This window comes from Priestia sp. BR_2, assembly GCF_041954005.1.
In the GTDB taxonomy this organism is placed as follows: Bacteria; Bacillota; Bacilli; order Paenibacillales; family Paenibacillaceae; genus Paenibacillus_AQ; species Paenibacillus_AQ lautus_A.
This window is the reverse complement of record NZ_JAVFHM010000188.1, coordinates 302,499-324,538: the sequence shown is the minus strand read 5'-3', so window position 1 is coordinate 324,538 and position 22,040 is coordinate 302,499. Positions and strand designations below refer to the sequence as shown.

The 22,040-nt window shown below is 49.4% G+C and carries 28 protein-coding genes; 1 reads left to right on the top strand and 27 read right to left on the bottom strand.

The features are described from left to right. Nucleotides 1-126: 126 nt before the first annotated feature. The 6 genes from RB298_RS11830 to RB298_RS11805 all read right to left on the bottom strand — a co-directional run bounded on the left by RB298_RS11830 (nt 127) and on the right by RB298_RS11805 (nt 6,020). A complete protein-coding gene (locus RB298_RS11830; RefSeq protein WP_486047139.1) occupies nt 127-921 on the bottom strand; it encodes a helix-turn-helix transcriptional regulator in 795 nt (264 codons plus the stop codon). Nucleotides 922-1,112: 191 nt separating this feature from the next. Beyond that, nucleotides 1,113-2,201, bottom strand: coding sequence for a Gfo/Idh/MocA family protein (locus tag RB298_RS11825; protein WP_009595639.1), 1,089 nt, complete (start codon nt 2,199-2,201; stop codon nt 1,113-1,115). A 14-nt stretch (nt 2,202-2,215) separates the two neighbouring features. Further along, nucleotides 2,216-3,163 carry an AraC family transcriptional regulator gene (locus RB298_RS11820; RefSeq protein WP_015735934.1) on the bottom strand — a complete coding sequence of 316 codons (948 nt, stop codon included), beginning with the start codon at nt 3,161-3,163 and terminating at the stop codon, nt 2,216-2,218. Between the two features lie 22 nt (nt 3,164-3,185). Then, nucleotides 3,186-4,187: a Gfo/Idh/MocA family protein gene (locus RB298_RS11815; protein WP_096774216.1), complete on the bottom strand. Its 1,002-nt coding sequence runs from the start codon at nt 4,185-4,187 to the stop codon at nt 3,186-3,188. Nucleotides 4,188-4,345: 158 nt separating this feature from the next. Continuing rightward, nucleotides 4,346-4,870 (bottom strand): YfiT family bacillithiol transferase, encoded by a 525-nt coding sequence (locus RB298_RS11810; RefSeq protein WP_096774217.1) that lies wholly within the window; start codon nt 4,868-4,870, stop codon nt 4,346-4,348. Nucleotides 4,871-5,039: 169 nt separating this feature from the next. Next, nucleotides 5,040-6,020 carry an aldo/keto reductase gene (locus RB298_RS11805; protein ID WP_486047138.1) on the bottom strand — a complete coding sequence of 327 codons (981 nt, stop codon included), beginning with the start codon at nt 6,018-6,020 and terminating at the stop codon, nt 5,040-5,042. 110 nt (nt 6,021-6,130) lie between these two features. Here RB298_RS11805 and pdxR point away from each other — a divergent pair, with 110 nt between their 5' ends. Beyond that, the gene (gene pdxR / locus RB298_RS11800) at nt 6,131-7,558 is read left to right on the top strand and encodes a MocR-like pyridoxine biosynthesis transcription factor PdxR (protein WP_486047137.1); all 1,428 of its coding nucleotides are present in this window, start codon (nt 6,131-6,133) and stop codon (nt 7,556-7,558) included. Nucleotides 7,559-7,652: 94 nt separating this feature from the next. Here the strand turns inward: pdxR and RB298_RS11795 are convergent, their stop codons facing one another. The 21 genes from RB298_RS11795 to RB298_RS11695 form a co-directional block, all read right to left on the bottom strand. Continuing rightward, the gene (locus tag RB298_RS11795) at nt 7,653-8,558 is read right to left on the bottom strand and encodes a hypothetical protein (protein ID WP_486047250.1); all 906 of its coding nucleotides are present in this window, start codon (nt 8,556-8,558) and stop codon (nt 7,653-7,655) included. Then, nucleotides 8,558-8,923: a glyoxalase superfamily protein gene (locus RB298_RS11790; RefSeq protein ID WP_486047136.1), complete on the bottom strand. Its 366-nt coding sequence runs from the start codon at nt 8,921-8,923 to the stop codon at nt 8,558-8,560. Before RB298_RS11790 ends, RB298_RS11795 begins: the two co-directional genes overlap by 1 nt. Nucleotides 8,924-9,080: 157 nt before the next feature. Next, a complete protein-coding gene (locus RB298_RS11785) occupies nt 9,081-9,716 on the bottom strand; it encodes a DedA family protein (protein ID WP_015735941.1) in 636 nt (211 codons plus the stop codon). 18 nt (nt 9,717-9,734) lie between these two features. After that, complete coding sequence (locus tag RB298_RS11780) at nt 9,735-10,976, bottom strand: MGDG synthase family glycosyltransferase (protein WP_096774223.1); 1,242 nt, start codon at nt 10,974-10,976, stop codon at nt 9,735-9,737. A 22-nt stretch (nt 10,977-10,998) separates the two neighbouring features. Beyond that, the gene (locus RB298_RS11775) at nt 10,999-11,535 is read right to left on the bottom strand and encodes a phosphatase PAP2 family protein (protein ID WP_015735943.1); all 537 of its coding nucleotides are present in this window, start codon (nt 11,533-11,535) and stop codon (nt 10,999-11,001) included. Next, complete coding sequence (locus RB298_RS11770; RefSeq protein ID WP_036661104.1) at nt 11,536-12,153, bottom strand: YqaA family protein; 618 nt, start codon at nt 12,151-12,153, stop codon at nt 11,536-11,538. 332 nt (nt 12,154-12,485) lie between these two features. Further along, complete coding sequence (locus RB298_RS11765; RefSeq protein ID WP_096774225.1) at nt 12,486-13,133, bottom strand: HAD family hydrolase; 648 nt, start codon at nt 13,131-13,133, stop codon at nt 12,486-12,488. A 31-nt stretch (nt 13,134-13,164) separates the two neighbouring features. Continuing rightward, entirely contained in the window at nt 13,165-13,521 is a 357-nt protein-coding gene (locus RB298_RS11760) for a zinc ribbon domain-containing protein (RefSeq protein ID WP_228468890.1), read from the bottom strand. A 148-nt stretch (nt 13,522-13,669) separates the two neighbouring features. Continuing rightward, nucleotides 13,670-14,368 carry a YjjG family noncanonical pyrimidine nucleotidase gene (locus tag RB298_RS11755; protein WP_486047135.1) on the bottom strand — a complete coding sequence of 233 codons (699 nt, stop codon included), beginning with the start codon at nt 14,366-14,368 and terminating at the stop codon, nt 13,670-13,672. Between the two features lie 64 nt (nt 14,369-14,432). After that, nucleotides 14,433-14,702 carry a hypothetical protein gene (locus RB298_RS11750; protein WP_090908551.1) on the bottom strand — a complete coding sequence of 90 codons (270 nt, stop codon included), beginning with the start codon at nt 14,700-14,702 and terminating at the stop codon, nt 14,433-14,435. A gap of 12 nt (nt 14,703-14,714) precedes the next feature. Beyond that, nucleotides 14,715-15,215: a GNAT family N-acetyltransferase gene (locus RB298_RS11745; RefSeq protein ID WP_486047134.1), complete on the bottom strand. Its 501-nt coding sequence runs from the start codon at nt 15,213-15,215 to the stop codon at nt 14,715-14,717. A 104-nt stretch (nt 15,216-15,319) separates the two neighbouring features. After that, nucleotides 15,320-15,976 carry an HAD family hydrolase gene (locus RB298_RS11740; protein ID WP_375120138.1) on the bottom strand — a complete coding sequence of 219 codons (657 nt, stop codon included), beginning with the start codon at nt 15,974-15,976 and terminating at the stop codon, nt 15,320-15,322. A 49-nt stretch (nt 15,977-16,025) separates the two neighbouring features. Beyond that, nucleotides 16,026-16,505, bottom strand: coding sequence for a GNAT family N-acetyltransferase (locus RB298_RS11735; RefSeq protein WP_015735951.1), 480 nt, complete (start codon nt 16,503-16,505; stop codon nt 16,026-16,028). A gap of 18 nt (nt 16,506-16,523) precedes the next feature. Then, the gene (locus RB298_RS11730; RefSeq protein ID WP_096774229.1) at nt 16,524-17,222 is read right to left on the bottom strand and encodes a class I SAM-dependent DNA methyltransferase; all 699 of its coding nucleotides are present in this window, start codon (nt 17,220-17,222) and stop codon (nt 16,524-16,526) included. 230 nt (nt 17,223-17,452) lie between these two features. After that, entirely contained in the window at nt 17,453-18,199 is a 747-nt protein-coding gene (locus tag RB298_RS11725; RefSeq protein ID WP_486047133.1) for a GNAT family N-acetyltransferase, read from the bottom strand. Nucleotides 18,200-18,273: 74 nt separating this feature from the next. After that, complete coding sequence (locus tag RB298_RS11720) at nt 18,274-18,879, bottom strand: GNAT family N-acetyltransferase (RefSeq protein WP_277746219.1); 606 nt, start codon at nt 18,877-18,879, stop codon at nt 18,274-18,276. A 36-nt stretch (nt 18,880-18,915) separates the two neighbouring features. After that, complete coding sequence (locus tag RB298_RS11715) at nt 18,916-19,383, bottom strand: hypothetical protein (RefSeq protein WP_277746220.1); 468 nt, start codon at nt 19,381-19,383, stop codon at nt 18,916-18,918. A gap of 206 nt (nt 19,384-19,589) precedes the next feature. After that, entirely contained in the window at nt 19,590-20,135 is a 546-nt protein-coding gene (locus RB298_RS11710; RefSeq protein WP_036661139.1) for a GNAT family N-acetyltransferase, read from the bottom strand. Nucleotides 20,136-20,183: 48 nt separating this feature from the next. Continuing rightward, nucleotides 20,184-20,444 carry a DUF3139 domain-containing protein gene (locus RB298_RS11705; protein WP_486047132.1) on the bottom strand — a complete coding sequence of 87 codons (261 nt, stop codon included), beginning with the start codon at nt 20,442-20,444 and terminating at the stop codon, nt 20,184-20,186. Between the two features lie 77 nt (nt 20,445-20,521). Beyond that, the gene (locus tag RB298_RS11700; RefSeq protein ID WP_486047131.1) at nt 20,522-21,196 is read right to left on the bottom strand and encodes a hypothetical protein; all 675 of its coding nucleotides are present in this window, start codon (nt 21,194-21,196) and stop codon (nt 20,522-20,524) included. Between the two features lie 343 nt (nt 21,197-21,539). Further along, nucleotides 21,540-21,941 carry a NusG domain II-containing protein gene (locus tag RB298_RS11695; RefSeq protein ID WP_096774234.1) on the bottom strand — a complete coding sequence of 134 codons (402 nt, stop codon included), beginning with the start codon at nt 21,939-21,941 and terminating at the stop codon, nt 21,540-21,542. Nucleotides 21,942-22,040 lie beyond the last annotated feature (99 nt).

Sequence of the window (22,040 nt, the reverse complement as noted above, 5' to 3'; positions counted from 1 at the left end):
TCAAGTATCATGAATCAGAACCCAAATGTCAACGAAATGCAATGAAGAGCTGCCGTTGCGTTCGGAAGCCCTTAATGCCAAAAGTGTATCCATTTTACGAACCAGACCGCTTCTCTCCATCATGACTCATCTCAGCATGGGAGCAACCCTCTTAAGGAAATGATTCATTAAAATCGGCAAGGAAATCAGAATCGGCGGATCATCCAGCCGGGGAACGTGGAGCGTAACATGAAGATGCGGCGTCCTGGCGTACGGCTTTACGATAACGGGCTCCTTTGAACGGGTACGCAGCGTAGTGGACTGAGGAAGCAGGAAATCGACCGCCTGCATGCCCCATGGGACCGAAGTAGCCATCAAATAATATGTGCCGGGTCTGACGTCGGTAAAACGAAAGGAGCCGACGGATGAAAGCAAAGTACCGTATAGGGGAAACCCTTCGGGGATCGGCTTGGCAAACAGCCCGATCAAAATCACGCCCTGAAAGGGAGCCGCGGCCTCGATCGTGCCTTCAACCGTCAAATCGGGATTTTCTACCGGCATGGACTCGCGCCAGCTGTTCAGCTTCTGCAGGGCTAACAGATGCTCGTCGGCCTCCTCCTTCGAGTTCCGGAATTGCGAAGGGGTCACCCCCACCCTCTCCGTGAAGCGTGTCGTAAACGTCCCCAGACTCTGCTGGCCGATCTCCATGGCGATATCCCGTATGCTTAGATGCGTATGTAACAGCAAATCCTTTGCCTTCTCCAGGCGAAGCGATGAAACATAATATAACGGAGGCAGCCCGATTCGATCCTTGAATATACGCGAGAAGTGATATGGGCTGTACCCGATGTAATCCGCAAGCGTTGATAACGGGAGAGGCTCGTAAATATTCTTGTGAATATAAGCGATTACTTCATCGATTTCAGCATATCGATCAGTCATCAGGTCTGCACCATCTTTCATACCGGATATGTTATGTATGGATTCCAATTCATCTCTGTCGAAGAACAATTGTTCGCATTCATACTATCATATCCATTTAAAAAATGGAAGCATTTGCAATGCTATATTCACGAATTAAATAATTAAATTTGCAACTAAAAAGCCGCGCTGGTTGCACGGCTTTCATCATCTTAATCCATATCCGGAATATGGATTTCCACTTCTTTTTTGCTTTGGGAGGATCGCAGAATACCGTCCAGTATCGCTTGATTGCGAAGCACCTGCTCACCCGGAATCGGCGCCGGCTTGCCTTCGCGCACCGCGCTAACGAAATCCTTGATTTTCTCCTGGAATACATTCAGCTCATGGCTGATCAGCGGTATTGCGCTTTCGGTATGATGGCCCTGGATATCGTGGAACAAGGAAATCGAGCCTACCTTCCCGTCCCATACACCACTCCAAGGGCCTGAGCCTGCAGGCGTAATCTTCATGCCCGCGTCCGTCCCAAGGAACATCGTTGCCCCGAGCGTATCCATATGCATAGCCCAGGATGTTTTAAAGTTAAGCACAAGGTCGCCTTCAAACCGAATGATGGCTACCCCGAAATCCTCTACGTTAAACGCTCCGGCTTCCGCATGGTATTTGGGATTCGTCCCGAAATAATTCGACGTATAAGCGGATACCGTTAATGGCTTGGGATATCCCAGGGCGTTCAGCGCCATGTCCAGGGAATAGCATCCGATGTCCGCCATAGCGCCTGCCCCGGCGATTTCCTGGCGTACAAACGTGCCTCCTGGCATTCCCCGTCGGCGGCCGCCCCCGGTTTCCACATAGTACACTTTTCCAAGCTCGCCGTTCTGGATCAAATTCTTAATGATGCCCATGTTCGGGTCATATCGCGGCTGGAAGCCTACATTAAGCATATTCCCGGTCTTCTTCGAGATTTGAACCATCTCGATCGCTTCATCCAAAGTGACCGACATCGGTTTTTCAAGCATAACGTGTTTGCCCGCCGACAGCGCATCGATCGTCGTACGGTAATGAGCGACGTTCGGCGTACAGATGCTTACGCCGTCCAGGTCAAGATCCAACAATCTGCGGTGGTCATCGAATCCGATGGCTCCCTGCAATCCCCAGCGCTCAATAAACTGATCGGCTCTGCCGGGTAAAATATCAGCTACGGCAACAATTTGCACATCGTCAATTTGTTTATAGTACTTTGCATGCTCCCCCGCAATGCCGCCGCTTCCAATAATTCCAATTCGAATGGTTTTGCCCATGGCTGATACTCCCCCTACAATTTCACATTCATGGCTCGGTATGTTGTTGGCGTATATCCGTATCTCTTTCGGAAAACGGTATGCAGATAACTGCCGCTGGAGAAGCCTTCGTGAATGGCGATTTTGTCAATCGACCAATTGGTATCGATCAGCTTCCTGCACACGGCTTCCAGGCGGACATGCTCCAGGATCTCGCTGAAGGACTGACCTTCCGCTTGCTCCTTGAATATCCGCTGCAGCTGTCTTGAGCTGATATGCAGCTTCTCTGCGACGTCATCCAGCACAACCTCCCCCGAAGAATTCGCATGGATATACTCCAGCGCCAATTGATAACGGTAAGCCTTCATATCGCGCGAAGGCAGCTCCGCTTCCGATGGCTCGGATTCATATGCGCGCACAGCGCGCAGCAATATCTGAATAAGGCATTGTTTGATCGTTGTGTACAGACCCGAATATTTCTCCTGCGAAGCCTGATAAGCCTCAAGAAAATAAGGCATCGCGCGATGGATGTCCATCGTCGGCTTCATCGGCAATTCTCTCAGCTTCTCCATGCAGTCATCGGCTTCCGCCATTTCCCAAGGATCCGAAACAGGCAGTGCCGGGCTCTCAGGCTCGGAAATCTCATCGCGGGGAATGATGTCGACGTGCAGGCATAATTCGTCCATCGGTTCCGCGGTATCCGCTTCCTGATAATGAAGCACGTTCGGACCCGTTAAATAGAACATCCCTTCCCGCAGCGCATACGGCTCATCCTCCATAATAACGGTCCCCTTGCCGCGGGGTATGAAATGAAATTCATACTCCGCATGCTTATGGAAGGAGACAATCTTCCCGGGCGGGAAGGTGGTGAGATGAAACCGAAGGACCCGGATCTCGTAACGTCCCCAATAGACCCTAAGATCAAGCCGCTCCAAGGCATCCTGCCGCTCTTTCATCATTTCGTATGGAAAATGGTTATTCATCCCGGTGCATCATCCCTGTATCTTATGCTTGAAGTTCATCCAATCTTACAGCACGATGCTCCTTGGCCGAACGATTGGCTGCCTCCATCAATTTGGTCAATTCAACCGCATATGCGATATTTTCTTCGGCAACGGTATCTTCTTGAATATGAGAAATCCATTGTTCAAAAGCACTTGCGCGGTTCGCCGGTACCGGCAGCTCAACCCAAGCATCCTTGTACTCTTCTTTTTTCGTTGAACGAATCAGAAGCTTGCTATCCGGCGTACCGTACAGGATGGTTCCATCCGTGCCATGAATCTCGATCGTGAACGGAGAGAAGTTGTTAACGAATCCGGCTTCCACCACGCCGACGGCACCCGCTGCCGTAGAGAGCGTGGCAACGGCGTTGTCTTCTACCTCTTTGCCCGTTATGTATCCGAAATTCGCTTGGACGTCAATGGCTTCCTCGCCAAGGAACAGGCGCGTCAAATACATCGGATGGCAGCCCAGATCGATCAGGGCACCCCCGCGGCACTCCTCCAGGCTGTAGAAATGCTCAGGCAGCCAACCGGCGGTTGCGCCATTGTGGGACAAGCGAACGCGAACGAGCGTCACGGTTCCCAGCAATCCCTGCTCCAATACCTCACGGATCGCCAGCGTATAACCGTCATTCAGCCGCGGTAGCGATACCGTGAATTTGACCTGATTCTCCTTCACGGCTTTAATGATATCATTGACCTCCTGTAGGGTTGCAGCAATTACTTTTTCCGTGAAAATATGCTTGCCTGCCGCTGCGGCCTTCAACATGACTTCTCTGTGCATGGATGTCGGAGCATCCACGATCACGGCATCAATATCGTCGCTTTGCAGCATGTCATCCAGCGATTCATGAAAACGCACGCCTTGCTTCTCGGCGGCTTCTCTTCCCCGCTCCGGATTCTCATCCCATACCGCTACGATCTGAGCATCGGGATGCTCCTGCGCTTGTTTCGTATAATCCCATGCGTGCACATGCCAATAACTAATTTTTCCGATTCTGATCATTCTAGTCACCTCAGTATCTAATATTAAGACATCATGCCATTAATCTATCACACGTACCGCCTGATTCACAGTGTAAAATTGCGACAATCAAGTTAGAAATCACGACATGGCCGCACACAAAGAACCCCGTCGTATGACGGAGTTCGATGTGATTTCGACTAAAATCCAAATCGTTCTCTGGCTGACGTGATGTGGGCAATGTGGTGATTTCCATGCCATGCATACATGCCTGCGGCGTATTCCAAACTCGTTGTTCGCTGGTTTTCGGGATGGTAGAACGTTCTCAGATAGTCTCCATCCTTCATATTCTCCAATAAAGCGACCCATCTGGCATGTAATCCGTCGATCAATGCAAGCGAAGCCTCAATGTCTTGTGTCAATGAATCGTGCAGGGCAGCCCACTTCTGCTCGTCATACGGTTTAATCGTCGGGTTCTCTTCCGTCAACGCAAGTTTAAACCGGATATAGCTGTTCATATGACTGTCAGCAAGATGGTGAACAACCTGGCGGATCGTCCAGCCGCCCTCGCGATAAGCCGTATCCAGTTGCTCGTGGCTTAACCCCTGGACCGCTGCCCTCAGCTTCTCCGGCATTCCCTTAATCTCTCGGACCCAGACTTTCCTGTGCTCAGGCGACGTGCTGCCTCCCCAGTCAAACTGTCCTATCGGATACCTCAAATCCATGTTCCCTCTCTCCCTTCCATTATGTTTGAGATCATTCCATGTCATGATTTTAGCATCTCCGCCGAAAAATAATAGTGTCTGCACTCCTGATGGATGCTGCTAATTTCCCGTCGAAAAGGCCCTCGGCATCTGCCAAGGGCTTCTCTCCTGCTACATAACTGGAATGTGACTACATGGAGCCCAGTATTCCTTCGATTTCGTTCATCTGTCCAGCCGTTAAAGGTCCTAAAGCAACGGCTCCTATTAGTTCTTCCGCTTGCCTTCTCGTTTTGAAACCCGGAATCGGAATCGCCGCGCGGCTTCTTCCCCAAATCCATGCTAACGCTCCTTGAACTAAAGTACGGTCTTCACTCGTCAAAATCTCCCGCACCGCTTCAAGTTTAGCGAGGAACGACGGTACGGCTTTCCCCTCCTTGAAATAGGCGACCCAGTCGTGACCGCTTCCTCGCACATCTTGATCATTGAATCGGGTGTCCTGATTAAATTTCCCGCTTATCAGCCCCATGGCCAAAGGCGTATTATTGATGCTCGCCAAACCATGACGTTCGCAAAGGGCAAGCATCTCCTTATCGTCACTGAGAACATTCAGCACGTGCTGAATGGCTGCCGCTTCGGATCGCTCTGCAAATAACTCGGCATTGGCCGTATCCCAGGTACTCCAGCCATATGTACGGATCAGCCCTTCTTGACGAAGACCGTTTAAGGCATCAATCACCGTTTCCACCTCATCCGGTCGTAATCCGCCTACATGAATCTGATAGAGATCGATATAATCCGTATCGAGTCGCTGAAGAGACCGCTCGCAAGCGTAGCGGATATAATCCGGCGTAACATTATAACGCGTAAAAACTTCCTTCGTTGTTTCATCATAGGTATATCCGAATTTGGTGGCTATCACGGCTTCGTGCCGCTTTCCTTTTAATGCGCGGCCAAGCACCCGTTCGCTATGCCCTGTACCATAAACGTCTGCCGTATCAAAAAAGTTAACGCCCCTCTCCAGGGCTGCATGAATCCCTGCAACGGATTCACGTTCGTCCACCTCGCCCCATCCGTCGGACAAGCCGTCCAACGTAAAATTCCCGCCCATTGCCCAGCAGCCTAAGCCGAGCGGGCTTACCGGGATTTGCGATCTGCCTAACGTTCTATCCATGATAGTTCCTCCCTTTTCGAATTGGTTCGCCTTCAGTATAATTAGGAAAATGGTTTGTGATGAGATCCAATGATGGTGGATTTGGAGGAACCAATTAAAGGAGGGATACGGTGTACGGCATTTATATCGACCGTGAATCGAAACGATCCGTTACCCATCAGGTATGCCAGCAGCTGCGAAGGCTGATCGAATCGGGACAGCTGGCAGCGGGAGCACGGCTGCTTCCGACCCGGGTTCTGGCCAAAGAGTGGGGCATTGCGCGCAATGTAGTCATCGAGGTATATGAGCAGCTGACGGCTGAGGGATATTTGGAAGGGCGCGTAGGATCAGGCACCTATGTAGCGGGCGGGATAATACCTTCTCCCCGTCCACGAAACGAGCCATCTGTCGGCGAGCAGCCGATCCATAAAGTTACATCGACTGAACATTCGCACATGATCGATTTTGCCGCCGGCATTCCCGATCAGAAGATGTTTCCAAGGCACATCTGGGCCAAGTACTTGAAACAAGCTGCTGAGGACTCCGTGAATGCAAACCATGATTACGGTCACATCAAAGGTGATAAGATGCTGCGCTCTGCCATTTGCGACTATGTATTCCGGTCCAAGGGCATCCAATGCTCATCCGATCAAATCGTGATCGTGTCCGGCGCTTCCGAAGGGTTGCTCCTCCTTGCCAAATCGTTAGCTTCCAGGTTTCATTCCATCTATATCGAAGACCCCACGATCGATATTACCCGCGATATTTTTCAGATGATGAACTATCGGCTTGTGCCGGTTGAGGTGGATCACAGCGGCATGCGCATCGACGCCGTGACGAGTTTCGCACCAGGTCATCTGGTTTTATTAACGCCGTCACATCAGTTTCCTTCCGGCAGCGTACTATCTATCCAGCGCAGACATCAGGCCATCCGGATGCTGGAGGAAGCCGACTCCTTCGTGATCGAAGATGATTATGACAGCGAATTCCGGCTTCGAGGAATCCCGGTGCCTCCTCTGCAGACGCTCTCGCCTTCGAGAGTCATTTACGTGGGAACATTCAGTAAAACCTTAACGCCGAGCCTCCGGATCGGATTCATGATCGTCCCGCCTGATCTAACCGATGCCATAACCGAGATGAAAGATAAACTGAATATACATACCCCAACCGTCATTCAACAAGCGCTAAGCCAATTCATTCTGGACGGCCATCTGGAACGGCATATCCATAAGATGAAAAAAGTGTACAAGAAACGCCGCAATGTATTAACGGAGCGGCTCCATCACTTGTTCGGGCAGGATATTTCCATTGTCGGCGATGATGCGGGGATGCATCTTCAGGTGATATTCGGTCCTCAAGCTTACGCTCTCCTCCCATGGAACGATACGGTCTCATACGGGTTTCGCGTCGAGCCTGCTTCTAATTACAGAATCTCGCCATCGCATCCTCCGGGTTCGACAGGGATCGTATTGGGATATGGAAACCTTTCGACGGAAGAGATCGAAGAAGGCTTAAGCAGGCTTTACGCATTTGCTTCCCTTTGCAGGGATTCATCTTGATTTGCGGGCATATCTTCCCTTCTCCAAACAACAATGGCTCGGTTCGCTTTACGGCGAACCGAGCCATATCTGTTTCATCCTCAGGATCTTGCCATCATATCCCTTCAATCCGGTCAAAATTACGCAGCGTCCGAAGCGCATTCAGTGTCATAACGCCCTTCCATTCTTCCTTGGCCGACGGCCATACCTCTTCGAATTGGTACCAGTTCCAATTCGGCTCCCAGGCCCCATCTTCGCCCTGGTTCTCTATAAGCAAATCCAGCTCCGCCGGAAGAAGCGCTCGATATTTTGGAAAGTAAGGAGAGTTCGGCGTGTCCATAATGCTCAGCGGTGTTGCCCCGTATCCCTCCCGGCTGCCGGGGTCCAGGCTAATGCAGTTGTCCATGAAAGCCTCCAAAGCCTCCCTGATCTCCGATGCCTGTTCCTTTGGCAATCGCTCATGCAAGCGCAAGTAACAAAACAGTTCATGCATTTCTTTTAAATCGCTGGTTCGATTCAGGTAGTCCAGAGCATAACGAACCAAGGAATCCAGCGATTCCAGAGGATACAGCTCCCGTTCATCGATAAAATAAGCGATGATGTCTGCATTGGGATTGCCCCAATGGTCCTTAAAAGCGCCGTATTGCCACCAAATCGCTCTAGGTGACTGCTCCGCTTCTTTGGGGATAATGTCCCATCCTGAGCGTTCAGGCACATACGTATGCTCGAGATACTGTAACGCGGATAAAACCCGTTCGTTCCGCTCGGGATGATTCGGATGTAACCGAAGGATCTCCAGCGCTCTGGTCGTCGCCAGGGCGGATGATTCCTTGCAGCGAAGGTCAGGCTCAAGACCATGACCGAATCCGCCATCCTCGTTCTGGTAGCTGGAAAGCTCAATCAGCACATCCGTAAACGACCCGTTCTCGAATTCATATCGGAACAAGGCCCGTTCAAGGTTTCTGGCCCGCTGCAGCATATACTGCCTTGCTTGTTCCCATCGTATCTCGTTTAGCTTCATCACTCGGGTTCCATCTCCTCGTAGAAAGTGATTCGATTGCCGAACGGATCCGTTATACGTACCTCTTTGCTGTTCCATGGGGCGATCTCGATTCCGGGTCTCTGATACGGATAGTTCTGGTTTGACAGCTGTTCGTGAAAAGCTTCAATTCCTGCGATCTCCACGCGAATGGCTGCTCCAGGGGAGCAGTCACCGTAATGCTCCGTTAAATGGATCAATAACGAACCTTTGGATATTTGCATGTAAAGCGGCGCCGAATCGTCAAACCGGTGCTCCCAGTCCAAGGTGAAACCAAGATACTGCATGTAGAATTCCCTTGCCTTCGTTTCGTCGAACACCCTGAACAACGGTATGATTTTGCTCATGCCAGCCCCTCCCTCCTCTCATCATTCGTTTACATTATGTATGTGCTGCTGTTGACTTAATTTAGATCTTATCACAAATCACTTCACAGCTCGTCCCTATCTTATATAAACTAAACCCGAGCAAACCAATGATCCTTCGCCGGGTTATGGATCCAAACTATTCATTCCTTGTCGCGTTGGTCAGTTTCTTGGCCTTCTCGCGTTTCACGCGGCTCCAAACCAGCAGAACGAGAAACGAACCTGCCAGACAGAGAAAGATGACTTTCAAATAATGCTCCACTACATTCAGAATGTACTGCCACTGCTCCCCGAATATAAAGCCTATGCTGAAGAAGGCCAATACCCATGCAGCCACTCCCGTGTATCCGTATATCCAAACCGTCCGATAGGGAACTCGAATCATGCCGATGAAATACCCGATAAACTGCCTGACTCCGGGAATGAAAAAACAGACAATGAGCAGCTTGTTCCCATACTTGCTGTAATACGCCTGTGTTTTCTCCACAAGGGACGGCTTGATGAACAGCCATTTTCCATAGCGTTCAATCAGCGGCATCCCTAACCGGTAGCCGAGGATATAGGTAATGGTCAGTCCCATGGCCGCTCCTATAAAAGCAGATCCCATGGCCGGAACCATGTCGATGACCCCCTTATAGGTCAGGAACCCGGTATACGTCAGGGTAGTATTTCCTGGAGGAATTGGAAGAGCAATAAAATCAAGAGGGAGCCCAATCAATAACACCAGATAACCATATTGTTCAAACAACCGCTCAACCAATTCAAACAAATTCATAGGGAAAACTCCTTCGTCTTACCGATAACTGTCATGGTAGTGGTGCAGGGCTTCATTCACATAAACTTCCCTGTTCAGCACCTCGTAGGGCACCGGGTTCTTTTCTTCGGCCCATTCTCGCGAAGGGCGGTAACGCCGTTGAATCTCCATCAATCGGGTCAGAACCGATAGAGCCGAATCTTTATGCGTGTTAATGGCCGCTTTTCGCTTCATCTCTTGCAGCAAGGACGGATCCGTCATTAGCGTCATGAATTGAAGCTGCAGTTCTCCCGCCATAGCTTGACGTGCCACGCCAATGCCAACCAGGTAGTCGGCATTGTCCTGCTCTTGGCCAGGCAAGGGTTTAACCAACAGCATGGGACGTTCCATCGTTAATGCTTCGGAAATCGTGAGACCTCCCGGCTTCGTCACCATCAAGTCGGCCATCGCCATCAATTCATGCATACGATCCACATAACCCATGACGGTGATTTGCGGATGCTCCGCAAACTCTTCCAGCAGCGATTGATATAATTTCATATTGCGTCCGCAGACGACCATAAACCGAACATCCTGCGGGTATGCCCTGGATTTCAAGAGCTCGATAATTTCTTTATCGATCATCCCTTCTCCGCCGCCCATGATCAGCACGACCTGCTCGGATGGTTTCAAGCCATAATAATCGCGCAGCCGTTCCTCATCCACCGGTTGACTATAGAGCGGGTTGACGGGTATTCCGGTCACCGAGATTTTTTCGCTCGGCACGCCTTTGCGCTCCAATGCAACCTGGACCACATCGGAACCCACCATGTAATAATCCGTATGCGAATGGATCCAATAGCTGTGATCCGTATGATCCGTCATGACGGTGGCCGTCGGCACGTCCGTGTAACCCATTGCTTTCAACAGCGACATGCCTGCCGCTGCCGGCGGAAACGTACTGACTACGATAGCCGGCTTTTCGATTTCCAGCATTGCGCTCAGTTTTTGAAGACTGAAGGTACTGAAGCGTTTCAGCATCTGAATGAGCGTGTTTTCCTCGCGCGTTTTTTGGAACAAATAACCGTAAACGGATGGAAAATGCTTCATCCACTGCACAAAGAAAAACTGTCCGGCCACATGCAGCCGCGGATGGGTTAACTCCATGTAATCAATGACTTTAACGCGCAGATGAGGGTATTTTCTTTTTGCTGATTCCACAATGGCCTTTGATGCCTGGTTATGACCCTCTCCCAGACTTCCGGTTAATATGATGATTTTTTGCTCATATATGGATCTCATTGATATTACTCCTTATCTAACGTTATGTGTTTCCCAAGACATGCATCAGGTAAACGACCAGCCATCCCGATCCGAATCCGATCAGGCTTCCCGCCAGACAATCGGTCGGGTAATGATATCCCCAATAGATACGGGATAGACCGACCAGCGCAGCCAGCATGATCAGCAGTATCGTCGGCAGCGGCGAAACCAGAAACAGCAGCGGGGTAATGACTGCAAAAATCGCCGTCGTATGACCGGAAGGGAAGGAGTAATCCTTCAGCGGGAAATTTCCGATCTTTACCTGCTCCAAAACCCGGAAGGGACGATCTCTTCTGACGATTCTCTTGATGAGGACCACGATCAGATGGCTAACGGTTAACGCAATGGCACTCTGATATGCCGTTATATCCCAAGCTTCGAATGCTGCCCAGGCGATAAGCAACGCGCTCAGAATGGTGAAGGTGGCTCCGCCGAGATGGGTGATGCCGCCGAACAACCGGTCAAAGGCTCGGTTGCTGATCGTCTGGTTGCACCAGACGAATACCCGGTGATCAAAACTTTGCAGTCGCTTTATCATTCATTCTTCACCTGCCGTTACGTCAATTGAATCTTTTGGCCCCTTCACGACGGGGACCTCCGAACGTTTATTCCTGCGCTTCTTGATAAGCCGCACCGTCAGCCAAATGCCCCCGATCAGAGCACCAACGGACAACAAAATAATCGTAAGCACGCTGTCCACCATATTCTCGGCAGCACGGCCATATACGTAGAACAGCACACCCACCGTGTAGAACTTCACGGCGCGTCCGAGCGCTGCATAGCTGATAAGCTTCCATAAAGGATAGTTCATGCAGCCGGATAGAATGGTGAATATTTTGAAGGGAATCGGCGTAAACGCACCGACCAGGATAGCGGCTTCGCCATGCTTGGTGAACAAAGCGGTGGCGGAATCATACCATTTTTTCTTCATGATCTTGGTCAACACCAAATGACCTGAAGCCTTGCCGATTCCATATCCGATGGGCGTTCCGATCAAGCACCCGACAAACCCGATCGTGGCGAGCCAGATCGCACGGTCCGGACTCAAGGCACTTAAGGACAACTGCGAGAACAGTGCCGGAATCGGAAAAATGATCGCGTCGATCATGGCATGAATGAATAATCCGATATCGCCTAAATTACGTAAAAAATCCATCAAGCCTAATCTCCTCTGCTTGGCTGACCCTTGGGCAGCCCGTGTATCGTGCGATATCGTTGCTTACATTCGAATTTGAAATCATCGATTCACATTCCTCTCCCGTATCATGTTAATGCAAGGATATCACGAATGGAGGAGGATGCCTTCCGTCTTCAGACGATAATGAACCTAGACTTAGGTCTAGATCCTAATAGTAGATATAATATAGTAGATATAGTATAAACGAGTTTTATGATCAATAAGTTGGGTTTATAACCAATTGGACCAAAAACAAAAAACAGCTCAGCCGCAATGTGCGCGGCCAAACTGCCAGGATCCAAGACCAAGCCCTATTCAAATTGGCAAATCCTCAGAACGTCCCCGATGGAATCCACGACATGATCGGCTTGCGACAAATCCTGATTTCCCGAATTCGGGTTCACGAAGCCGATGCATGTCATGCCGGCCGCCTTCGCTGCAGCAACGCCATGCCGGGCATCCTCCAGCACCATGCAGTGCTCGGGCTCCACGCCTAACAATTCAGCCGCTTTGAGGTACACATCCGGCGCCGGTTTTCCTTTTTCCACTTCTTCACCGCTCACGACGCATTCGAATTGATCCAGGAGATCGAACTTGCGCAAGACGGCCGTAATAAATACGGGAGGCGAGGATGATGCAATCGCAGCAGGGATACGACGTGCTTTAAGTTCAGCCAGAAGCTCCCGAATGCCGGCAATCGGCTCCATTTCCCGAGAGGTGAGCATCTCGATTTTATTGGACAATTGGTATTCGATAATCTCCGATACGGATTGCGCAAGCTGATGCTCATGTTTAATGGCTGCCCACATCTCCGGATTGGTCATGCCTACATACTTCTCCAATTGTTCATGGGTTATCGAGGATCCGTAGTAGTTCATCACCTGGATATCCACTTCAAAGTGCAGCGGTTCGCTGTCAATTATGACCCCGTCCATGTCAAAAATAAATGCCTGTATCATGTTCATGCTCCTTTGCTGAATGTTCTGTTAGTTAACCCCAGATGAGATCGAGCACCGTTCCCAGCACTCCGGATTGATGTCCGCGGAGGACATCGGGATTGAATACCTCGACGAAACCGCACCGCGTACAGGATACGAAGAGATAATGATGATAGTCGATATCGAATATTTTGCTTATGCCCGTACCGCTCATGCTGACTTCCTGCGAGCTGCATTCACGGTGACCGCAGCGGCGGCAATGGAACTTGCTGGCCATTAATTCCTCAATGCTTAGGTAATCCATTTCGGCTGTTGAATCGTACCGGTCGGTAGTTTGTTCATTCGTCTCTGTGCTCAGATGCTCCGGCAATACCTCATGCTTGCATTCCGGACACATACTATCAATCAACGTTACCTCCTGCGCACACCATGGACACTGAACCACCTCTGCACCTTCCTCCCTTTTCGCATGGAACCTATTGGAAAACCCTCAGGATAATTGAAACATCTAGAAAGGATTATATTGCCCCAACTTCATCAATCTGGCCAAAGCACTGTCATTCGGATGAAATGATGTCGTGAAGCTCCTCCAAAGTATGTATCTCATACTTGGGGTGAATGGACGTCGGATTGGCCTTTCGCTGCGGGTTATACCAGCAGGTATCTATCCCGTAACGGATGCCTCCTTGTATATCGGAAGTTAACGAATCGCCAACAATGAGCACCTCGCTTTTATCCGGGTGGTTTAACTTATCGAAGGCGTAATCGAATATTCCTTCGTGCGGCTTTTGAGATCCTGCATCCTCCGAAACCACGATACATTCAAAGGAATCGCACAGCGCCGATCGGCTGATACGATTAAACTGCACTTCCTTGATTCCGTTCGTGATGATGGCCATGCGTTGACCGCGCTCGGACAGTTGACTGCACAGCTTCTCTGCCCCTTCCATGAGAAAGGAGCCCTGTCCTAAATACTTTATGTAGACATTGCTAAAGGCTTCAGCGTCCAAAGCGCATTTGATACTATGTTCCTCCAGGAGTCTTTCGAACCGAGCCGTACGCAATTCGCCCTGCGTCACGATCCCCTGCTCGAAATCGTTCCACAACTGCTGGTTTATGCGCCTGTAACTGTCTACGATCGCATTCGTGCACTCCTGGTGGATCTCGCCAAAAACGCCGGCTAACGCAAACGCCTCCGATTGGGCATAGTCGTATAGCGTATCGTCCGCATCAAATAAAATAACGTTGTATCGCAAGGCTGGGCCTCCTTTCTTGCTGCTTAACTTCAACCATTACCCTTTCGCTACCCAGCATAACATTTTATTCATCTGGATTCATCGAACCATTGTCGGATGTCGAAGTTAATCTGGATTGTCGGTTCAATTCCTGGATCCTCTGCCTTTGTTGATGATCTAGACGGTCTCTGTTACTCTTCACCAACTCCGTCAGACGCATGAAAATCAACAATAATATCGTAATGATTACACCTGCTGAGAACACCATCATTGCCCATTCGTCCACGCCTAAAAGCGTGATCAAAAGCAATTCCGTCACAATGAATATCCCCGCTCCAAGGGCAAGCTGTTTCATTGGGCCTCCCTGTTACTCATCGCATAATTTATAGTGATGATACCGCTCCTGCTCAAGTTCGATCTCGCCGATATAGGCAAATCCGCACTTTTGGATTACTTTATTGGAAGCACGATTATGAACGACGGCGATTGCGTTGAGTTCTCGCTCCCTTGTATTCCGGAACAAATAACGGATTAACGCCCGCACGGCTTGGGTGGCATATCCCTTATTGTAATACCGATTGGAGATTCCGTACATGATCTCCCGGTTAGGCGGGGGCAGCTCTTCCTTAGGACCGCTATTGCACCAGCCGATGCACTCGCCTGTTTCTTTCAAGACGATGGCTAACCGCAGACGCAGCTGCCCCACATCCCCGCCGTCTTGAACGGCTTGCAGGAACCGCCGATTCTCCGGCATTTCATAGTCGGTTAACCATTCTCGCCGCTGTTCCCTTGATACATCCCATCCAGGCAGGAACTGTCTGATCTCCGGTTCGTGCGTGATCTTGCAGATCGCATCCAGATCTTCCAACAAATATTCCCGAAGGAAGATGTCCTCACATTCAATCGTAAAGGGCTTACCCTGGAAATCGATAGTTGTCTTGCTGTTTCAATATAACCCCTGCTTTCATTCGCTCAATGATTCCTCGCCATGATCCATGTTATCAACTGATCGGGCCGTGTAAACATATAGTCGGGTTCCACCGCAAATTGTGCATTCTGAACGGTATCAAACCAATGCGCCCCGATGGTTAATACCTGAGCTGATTTGCCAGCCGCAATGTCGGCATCGCTGTCCCCGACAAAAACCACGTCCGATGTCCTCAGACCCAACAGTTGAACGGCTTTGAATATCCCTTCCGGGTCCGGTTTAGAACGTTCAACCTCATCTCCCGTAATGGTAGCGGCAAAATACCCGTCCAGTTTCAGGTTTCTTAAACATATATCCAGGCATCTTCTGCTCTTGCCCGTGATAATAACCATGGGTAAACGTAAATCCGACAGCTTCACAATTAGATCCTGTACGGCTTCCGATACCTGCACATGCTCTTGAAAATTCTGCTCAAACACTTCGTAATAATATTCTACGGCTTCATCAACATGGGCCGGATTCGAAAGATGATTGGCAATGATCTCTTCCTCCGTTGGCCCAAACGTCTGAACGATCTCGGCATCGGTCAACCGCTGGCCTTCGTACTTCAAGAAAACCGCCCGGAACGCTTTAAACGAGAGCGGCAGCGTATCTGCTAAAGTACCATCGAAATCAAACAGCACCGCTTGTATGGTGTTCATCCCAAAGCTCCCCTTTCACCTCAGAATCCGACTGAACAACACGACTTGCTCAGACCAAATCCAGCCTCATCTGAATGGTAATCATTTTCCGATCGTCATCTAACGCCGTGATGCGGACATCGAACGGCTCGAACCCCAACTTATGATAAAAAACAAGCCCTCTGGAATTGGTATTATGACAGCTTAGATAAAAACGTTCCATTTCGTATTTTTCTTTGGCGATGTCCATCATGGTACGCAACAGCTTCTGCGCTGCACCGAGTCCACGGTGCGACGGTGCAACAACGACATTGCCAAGCCACAACGATCCATCCGCATCTTCATAAAAATTCGCGTAGGCGACGACCTGCCCGGTGGATTCTTCAACGATAACCGTTGGATCAAAGCGGTTCTCAAGCAAACTCAGGATTTGATCCGGCGTCAAAGGGAATTCCGATCTCGGGCTCATGTAAAACAGTTCTTCCGGCGTTTGAGGAAAGCTGCAAATCGCTTGCAAATCCTCATCCCTCAGCGGTCTATGCGCATACATATTTTGAGGTCCTCCTTACTAAGCTATTCGGGCAATATACATGCCTCTTCCGATCAAGCCTTGCGTATCGTGCTCCACATCCAGTCCCGCTTCCCGAAATGCCCCGATCATCTCTTCCACGGTAAATAGACCCATACGATGCTCCTCCGTGTAATGCTCGATTCCAACCTCGCTGCCAAACAAATACGAAAAATTCATGATCGAAACATTACCTGCGCGATCCGAATGGGACATTCTGCTCATATGGATCCCATGGCGCTCGGTCGTGATCGTGTCCACTCTTCCGGTTGTCCAAACGTCCGGCGTAAGCCATGGCTCAACTAGAATGATACCTTCCTCGTTCAGATGTTCCCTAAACTGCACAAGGGTTTGAACCAACAGCTCCGGCGTCTTCACATACCCGATGGAGCTGAACAGACACATAATCACGTCATACTTCCGGCCGAGTCGAAAACGGGTCATATCAGCCACCGAATAATCCCCCTTGGGATTCTTCGACTTCGCTATAGCTACGAATTCGGGGTTCAAATCGATTCCATCGATTGCATAGTGCTGCTTCAAGAAAACAGCGTGTTCCGCCGTTCCGCAGGCTACATCCAGAATGGTTTGGTACTCCTTGCTTTGTCTTTCGATATATTCCCGGACCTGCCGCGCCTCCTGCTCATAGTCCTTGAAGCTGTAGATCACGTCATAATACTTCGAAGATAAGTCGAACATAATTTCACCAACTTTCTGTATCCTTCATGAGTACGTTAGAAAAAGGGAAAACGCGATTTATGACTGCGAACAGCCCATTTGACTAAAAAGACCCAACTTAGACAGCTTCATCTAAGGCGGGGTCCTCTGTGGCAGGCATCTTCCATGATTATACAACTGTTCATTCGATTGGGTAACCCCTGGATCCGATAAGCTCAGATTCACCGGTTCATACGCTACGGACGCTGCCTTTATCCTTCGATACGCTTATGTCTATACCAATAGGAATAGATCTCCCTGTACTGAAGACGATCGTACAACCGGTTTGCAGCAACATTGTTCTGGACCACTTGTAGATAGCTGTTTGCGGCTCCATTCTTCTTGGCCCAATGCAGAATATGTAACAGTAACTGTTTTCCGAACCCGCGATTTCGGCATGCCGGAGCTGTGGCGAGATCAAATATGCCGACGACGCCTTGCTCTATTGCCCCGATCCCGCATGCCACAGGTTCACCAAGATCATATAGGATGAAGAATCCGTATTGAATCACGGAATAGTTGAACAGCTTTCTTTTTACAGCCTTATATTTCTCGGATATTCCAGTTATCTCGGTCAGCACGCTCAGCCATTCATCCGTCAGCCGTTCTTCGATCTTAACCTCCTTATGCGTTGGAAGCTCCAGATGATCCAGATGATCTAACACCCTCAGACTGGTTGGATCGAGTATGGAATAACCCCTGGAATCCAACATACGGTCCAGCTCCTGCGGATTGAACGGGGTGATTTTAAATACGACGTCAAGCCCAGCCTTAACATATAACCGCTCGCATTCATGAATTTGGGCGTCAAGGTCTATCGATGGATCCGTGTATAAGGCATTAATCGAGTTGGATCTCTTCGTATAACCGTCTGCAAAACGTAACAGCCACCCATGGTGCGTCAAGGTTTGAAGCGCCGGCCAAGCGTTTAAGGCAAGTTCTTCGATTCTCTTTAGCACGTATACCACTCCTACCGTATGATAGGAATTAATATACATTTATTTGTATAATTATTCAAGTAAAATGATCTTCTTCATGTATCCTGCACGCCACTCGATTCTGCTAATTCCTTGGATCTATCGGCGATACTAAACACAATGGGAACGTCCGTCATCCTTCTTCTCCATATCAAATGGTCGATTCCGCGCCCCCAGTGATCTTGAAGGACGTAATCGGGTTCACCTAGTTTCTTCTTCCATATTTTCTGAGCACGCGTATATCCGCTATCCAAACAAAATTCCGTTATCCCCTTATTGAGCAGCGTAAGATACATGATTTGAAGCATCAGACTGCCGATTCCCTGTTGCTGATAATCAGGATGCACAAATACGGTTCCGATTTCAACCACGTCACGCAGTACTCCATTGGAACTTTTCCGTATCAATGCATTGGACGGGCCAAACTCGATGCTGCTTACAACGCTGTTGTCTATAAGTCCGATCAGAAAATACCTCTGCTCTCCGTTCGTTGCAATATCCGCGTTCAAGCACCTAATTTTGCTGTCAATCTCCTGCTCGATGTCCTCCGATAAATCAACCAAGCCTTCTTTGGCAAACGTATCGGTAATCACGAACCGGAAAAAATGCTCCATCGCTTTCATATCACTACGATTCGGCCGCCTTATCTCTACATGAAACATGAGGAGTCCTCCTCCTATCGTCAATTACAAATAGACTCACCATTTTTGGGTGTGTTTGATAACATGGGCTTTTATTTCATCCTTTTGTTGATCCGATAGCTCAACGGGTGTCCAGGAATGATTGTCGGGGATGTGGATGGTTAGAGGTGTTTCAAGCTCCTTTTCTTGGCTGCTGGAATCCTCGTTCGGTATATTTTTCCATCGTTTATGACTCTGATCATACACCCTGGTTTTCACAAACTTCCCTCCGCTATCGTAATAGTCTTCAATCGCTCGTACACGCGACAGCGTGGCCCCTTGATTATCTTCATGATTGGTTATCGAATTCACTTTTTTATAACCTGAAGGCATGTTGAGTCCATCTGCAGTTATCATCACATCTTCAACGATAAAAGCCTCAATGTGCTCTACCCGCTCCCCTCCGTTCTGACAAGAGCATAATGCCAACACGATCCATAGGATACAGATCCACGAACCCGTTTGTTGTATGTATTTCAGTAACACGCCTAACCTCCTTGTACATGGATCCCTTCGGGAGCCAATAATGTGCTCAACTCCGCAGCCGTGTTCTGTACGAACCTCTCCACTTTATCTCTTACTCATCAAAATACAAAAACTCAGCACCTTCGTACATGGAATCTCAGGTCCCAGTCTAAATGTTGTCATGATGAAACGAGAAGAATAAGTGTAGAGACTCTCTTCCACATGATCTACTCCATACGTTCGTTACGGAGCACCATGTGAAGGTGGTCTTCCCATACACCGTTTATCTTCAGGTATTTGATCGCCAGACCTTCCTCATAGAAGCCCAGTCGTTTCACGACGTTCATCGAGGCTTTGTTTCTCGGCATGATGTTGGCTTCCAAACGGTGCAGCTCCAGCGTATCAAAGCAATAGCCGACCACGGCGCTCAGAGCTTCGGTCATATACCCTTTTCCCGTATGAGATTGCGCCAGCTTATACCCGACATGAGCCGATTGAAAAACACCCCGCACGATATTGCTGATCGCAATCGAGCCGATCATCTCATCGTTTTGATGCAGCCACACTTTAAGCAGGGAACCGTCAGCGATGCTTCGACTTTCCGCTGCCAGAATCTCAGCCTGTTTCTCCAGGGTATAAAACTCCGCTTCCCTGGCAGGCTCCCAAATCTTCCAAAACTCATCGTTCCTGACGATAAAATCCAACACATCCGCTGCCCGTTCCCGATCCACGGTTTTCAACTGCAGACGTGAAGTTTGTAGCGTTATGGACATGCGATGCTCCCCCCTGAACAGCTTTAAACTAAAAATTGCAACACCATATCAATCCCTTGGGATATCATGCTTTAGCATGGATCGTGTAATTCCACGGGCTTCCCCCTCAGGCGTCAATCGGTATTCAAACTGCATAATCGTATCATGGGCAAAATAAATATACTCTACCTCAGGCTCGTCTTTAAATACCACGACGGCATAAAAAGGAGGCAGCTTAACGCCCCAGATGCCTTGGACCGACTGGATTTCATCCTGCGTATAATGTTCTTCTTCAAGCAGGTAGGTCTTCACCTTCTTGGCATAGATCATTTTATTGGCTTGCACTTACACAAAGGGAGACAAGAGCACAAGCACTAGCAAAACCAACAATGCGATTTTGATTTTCTTCATTGGATTCCCTGTTGTTTGCATAGCATAAAATGACGCCTGACCTCTTCGTAGTTCTCCCGAACACTTCGGCTCCCGTCCACGAACATCACCTTGAATCCGCGGTCCAAGGCATCCTTGGCCACGTATCTCGCAAACCCGATATCCCGGTCCATCCAGTTTCGAAACGCGGCGCCGGGATCATCGCATGATACCAAAATTTCGTGGATCCATTCCCGTTTGGCATAATGCTCCTTCTGGAATGCCGGAACCGGGACGATCCATATCGCATGATGCGGGCTGGGTACCAGGTGCTCGACTTTTTCCGGCAATAGAGCCGCACCTTCAACGATGATGGGGCTCGTGTCCGGCAGGGCCGAAACATCATCCATAATCATGCCAAATTCCTCGCGGTAAAACTCCAATTCTTCCTCAACCTGCTGCTCCACCGGCCGCGACCACAATGCATTCCAGGACATATCCTTCAATCGGGACATGGTGGGGTGCTCCGACGGATGGCATATGGTCACATGCTTCTCGTTGAATAGATCGCATTGATAATAGGTGCAGCTGTAATCCTTCGCCAATTTTTCGGCAATCGTCGACTTGCCCGAGCAGGGGGAGCCTCCGATCCAGTATATATGGGAGTAGTCTTTTTTCTCGCTCAGCATCGTATCACGCCCCTCTGTCGCCATCACTTCTTAACTCGTTTCGAATGTCCAGCAACACGTTCCAAATTGCCCTCAAATATACCACAACGAACAAAAAGCCCACAACTAGTATCAGTGCGACCAGCTCCATGTTAACTCCCCACCTTTACTCTGCGACTGGGCATCCCGTCGACCTAAGATCTATGGATCTTATGCTCCGGAAGCACGTGGTTACGCAACTTTATCCCTTCATTTATTATAACTGTCTTTTCTGCGACAAAGTTACGCTATCCTTGCATTCATACCAGATGTCCTTAACAACAAAAAGAACCGGTTCAAAACCCGGTTCTTTCATTTAAGCCTATGATACTTACTCTTCTCCCTGAGCCTAGCTCACCACGGCATCCAGTTCGGACTCGTTCCGTTCATGCTCAGGTACCAGCACCTCTACCACCACTCTGGTCGGCACGCAAATAATCTGTTGATAAGGTTCCGAGATAAAACCCATGTCCAGCGCGATTCGCTTCGGAGCATCCGAATATATCATCTGGATCCCGTAGTCATAAACTTTCAATGTATTGTGTCCAAACTTGGTCTTAATGTCGATGATGCGTTCGTCCCCGTTCAGCGGGACGGTTTCGTATTCTTTGCCATTCACCGTGATCAGCGCCTGAAGCTGACCCTGCTGATATTCCACGTGACTATGCTTCCACCATTGCAGCCCCGTGAAGGATCCAAGGATCAGGATGATGGCGAACAAAATCATATCCCCGCGTCTTATTCTGGACAAGGTGCTCCCTCCCGACGTGCAAAGTCTTCGGAACCCAAGTATGAACGATGCTCGAAGCCGTGGAAATGAATTTTGTCACATTCGCTATCCGGGTTAATC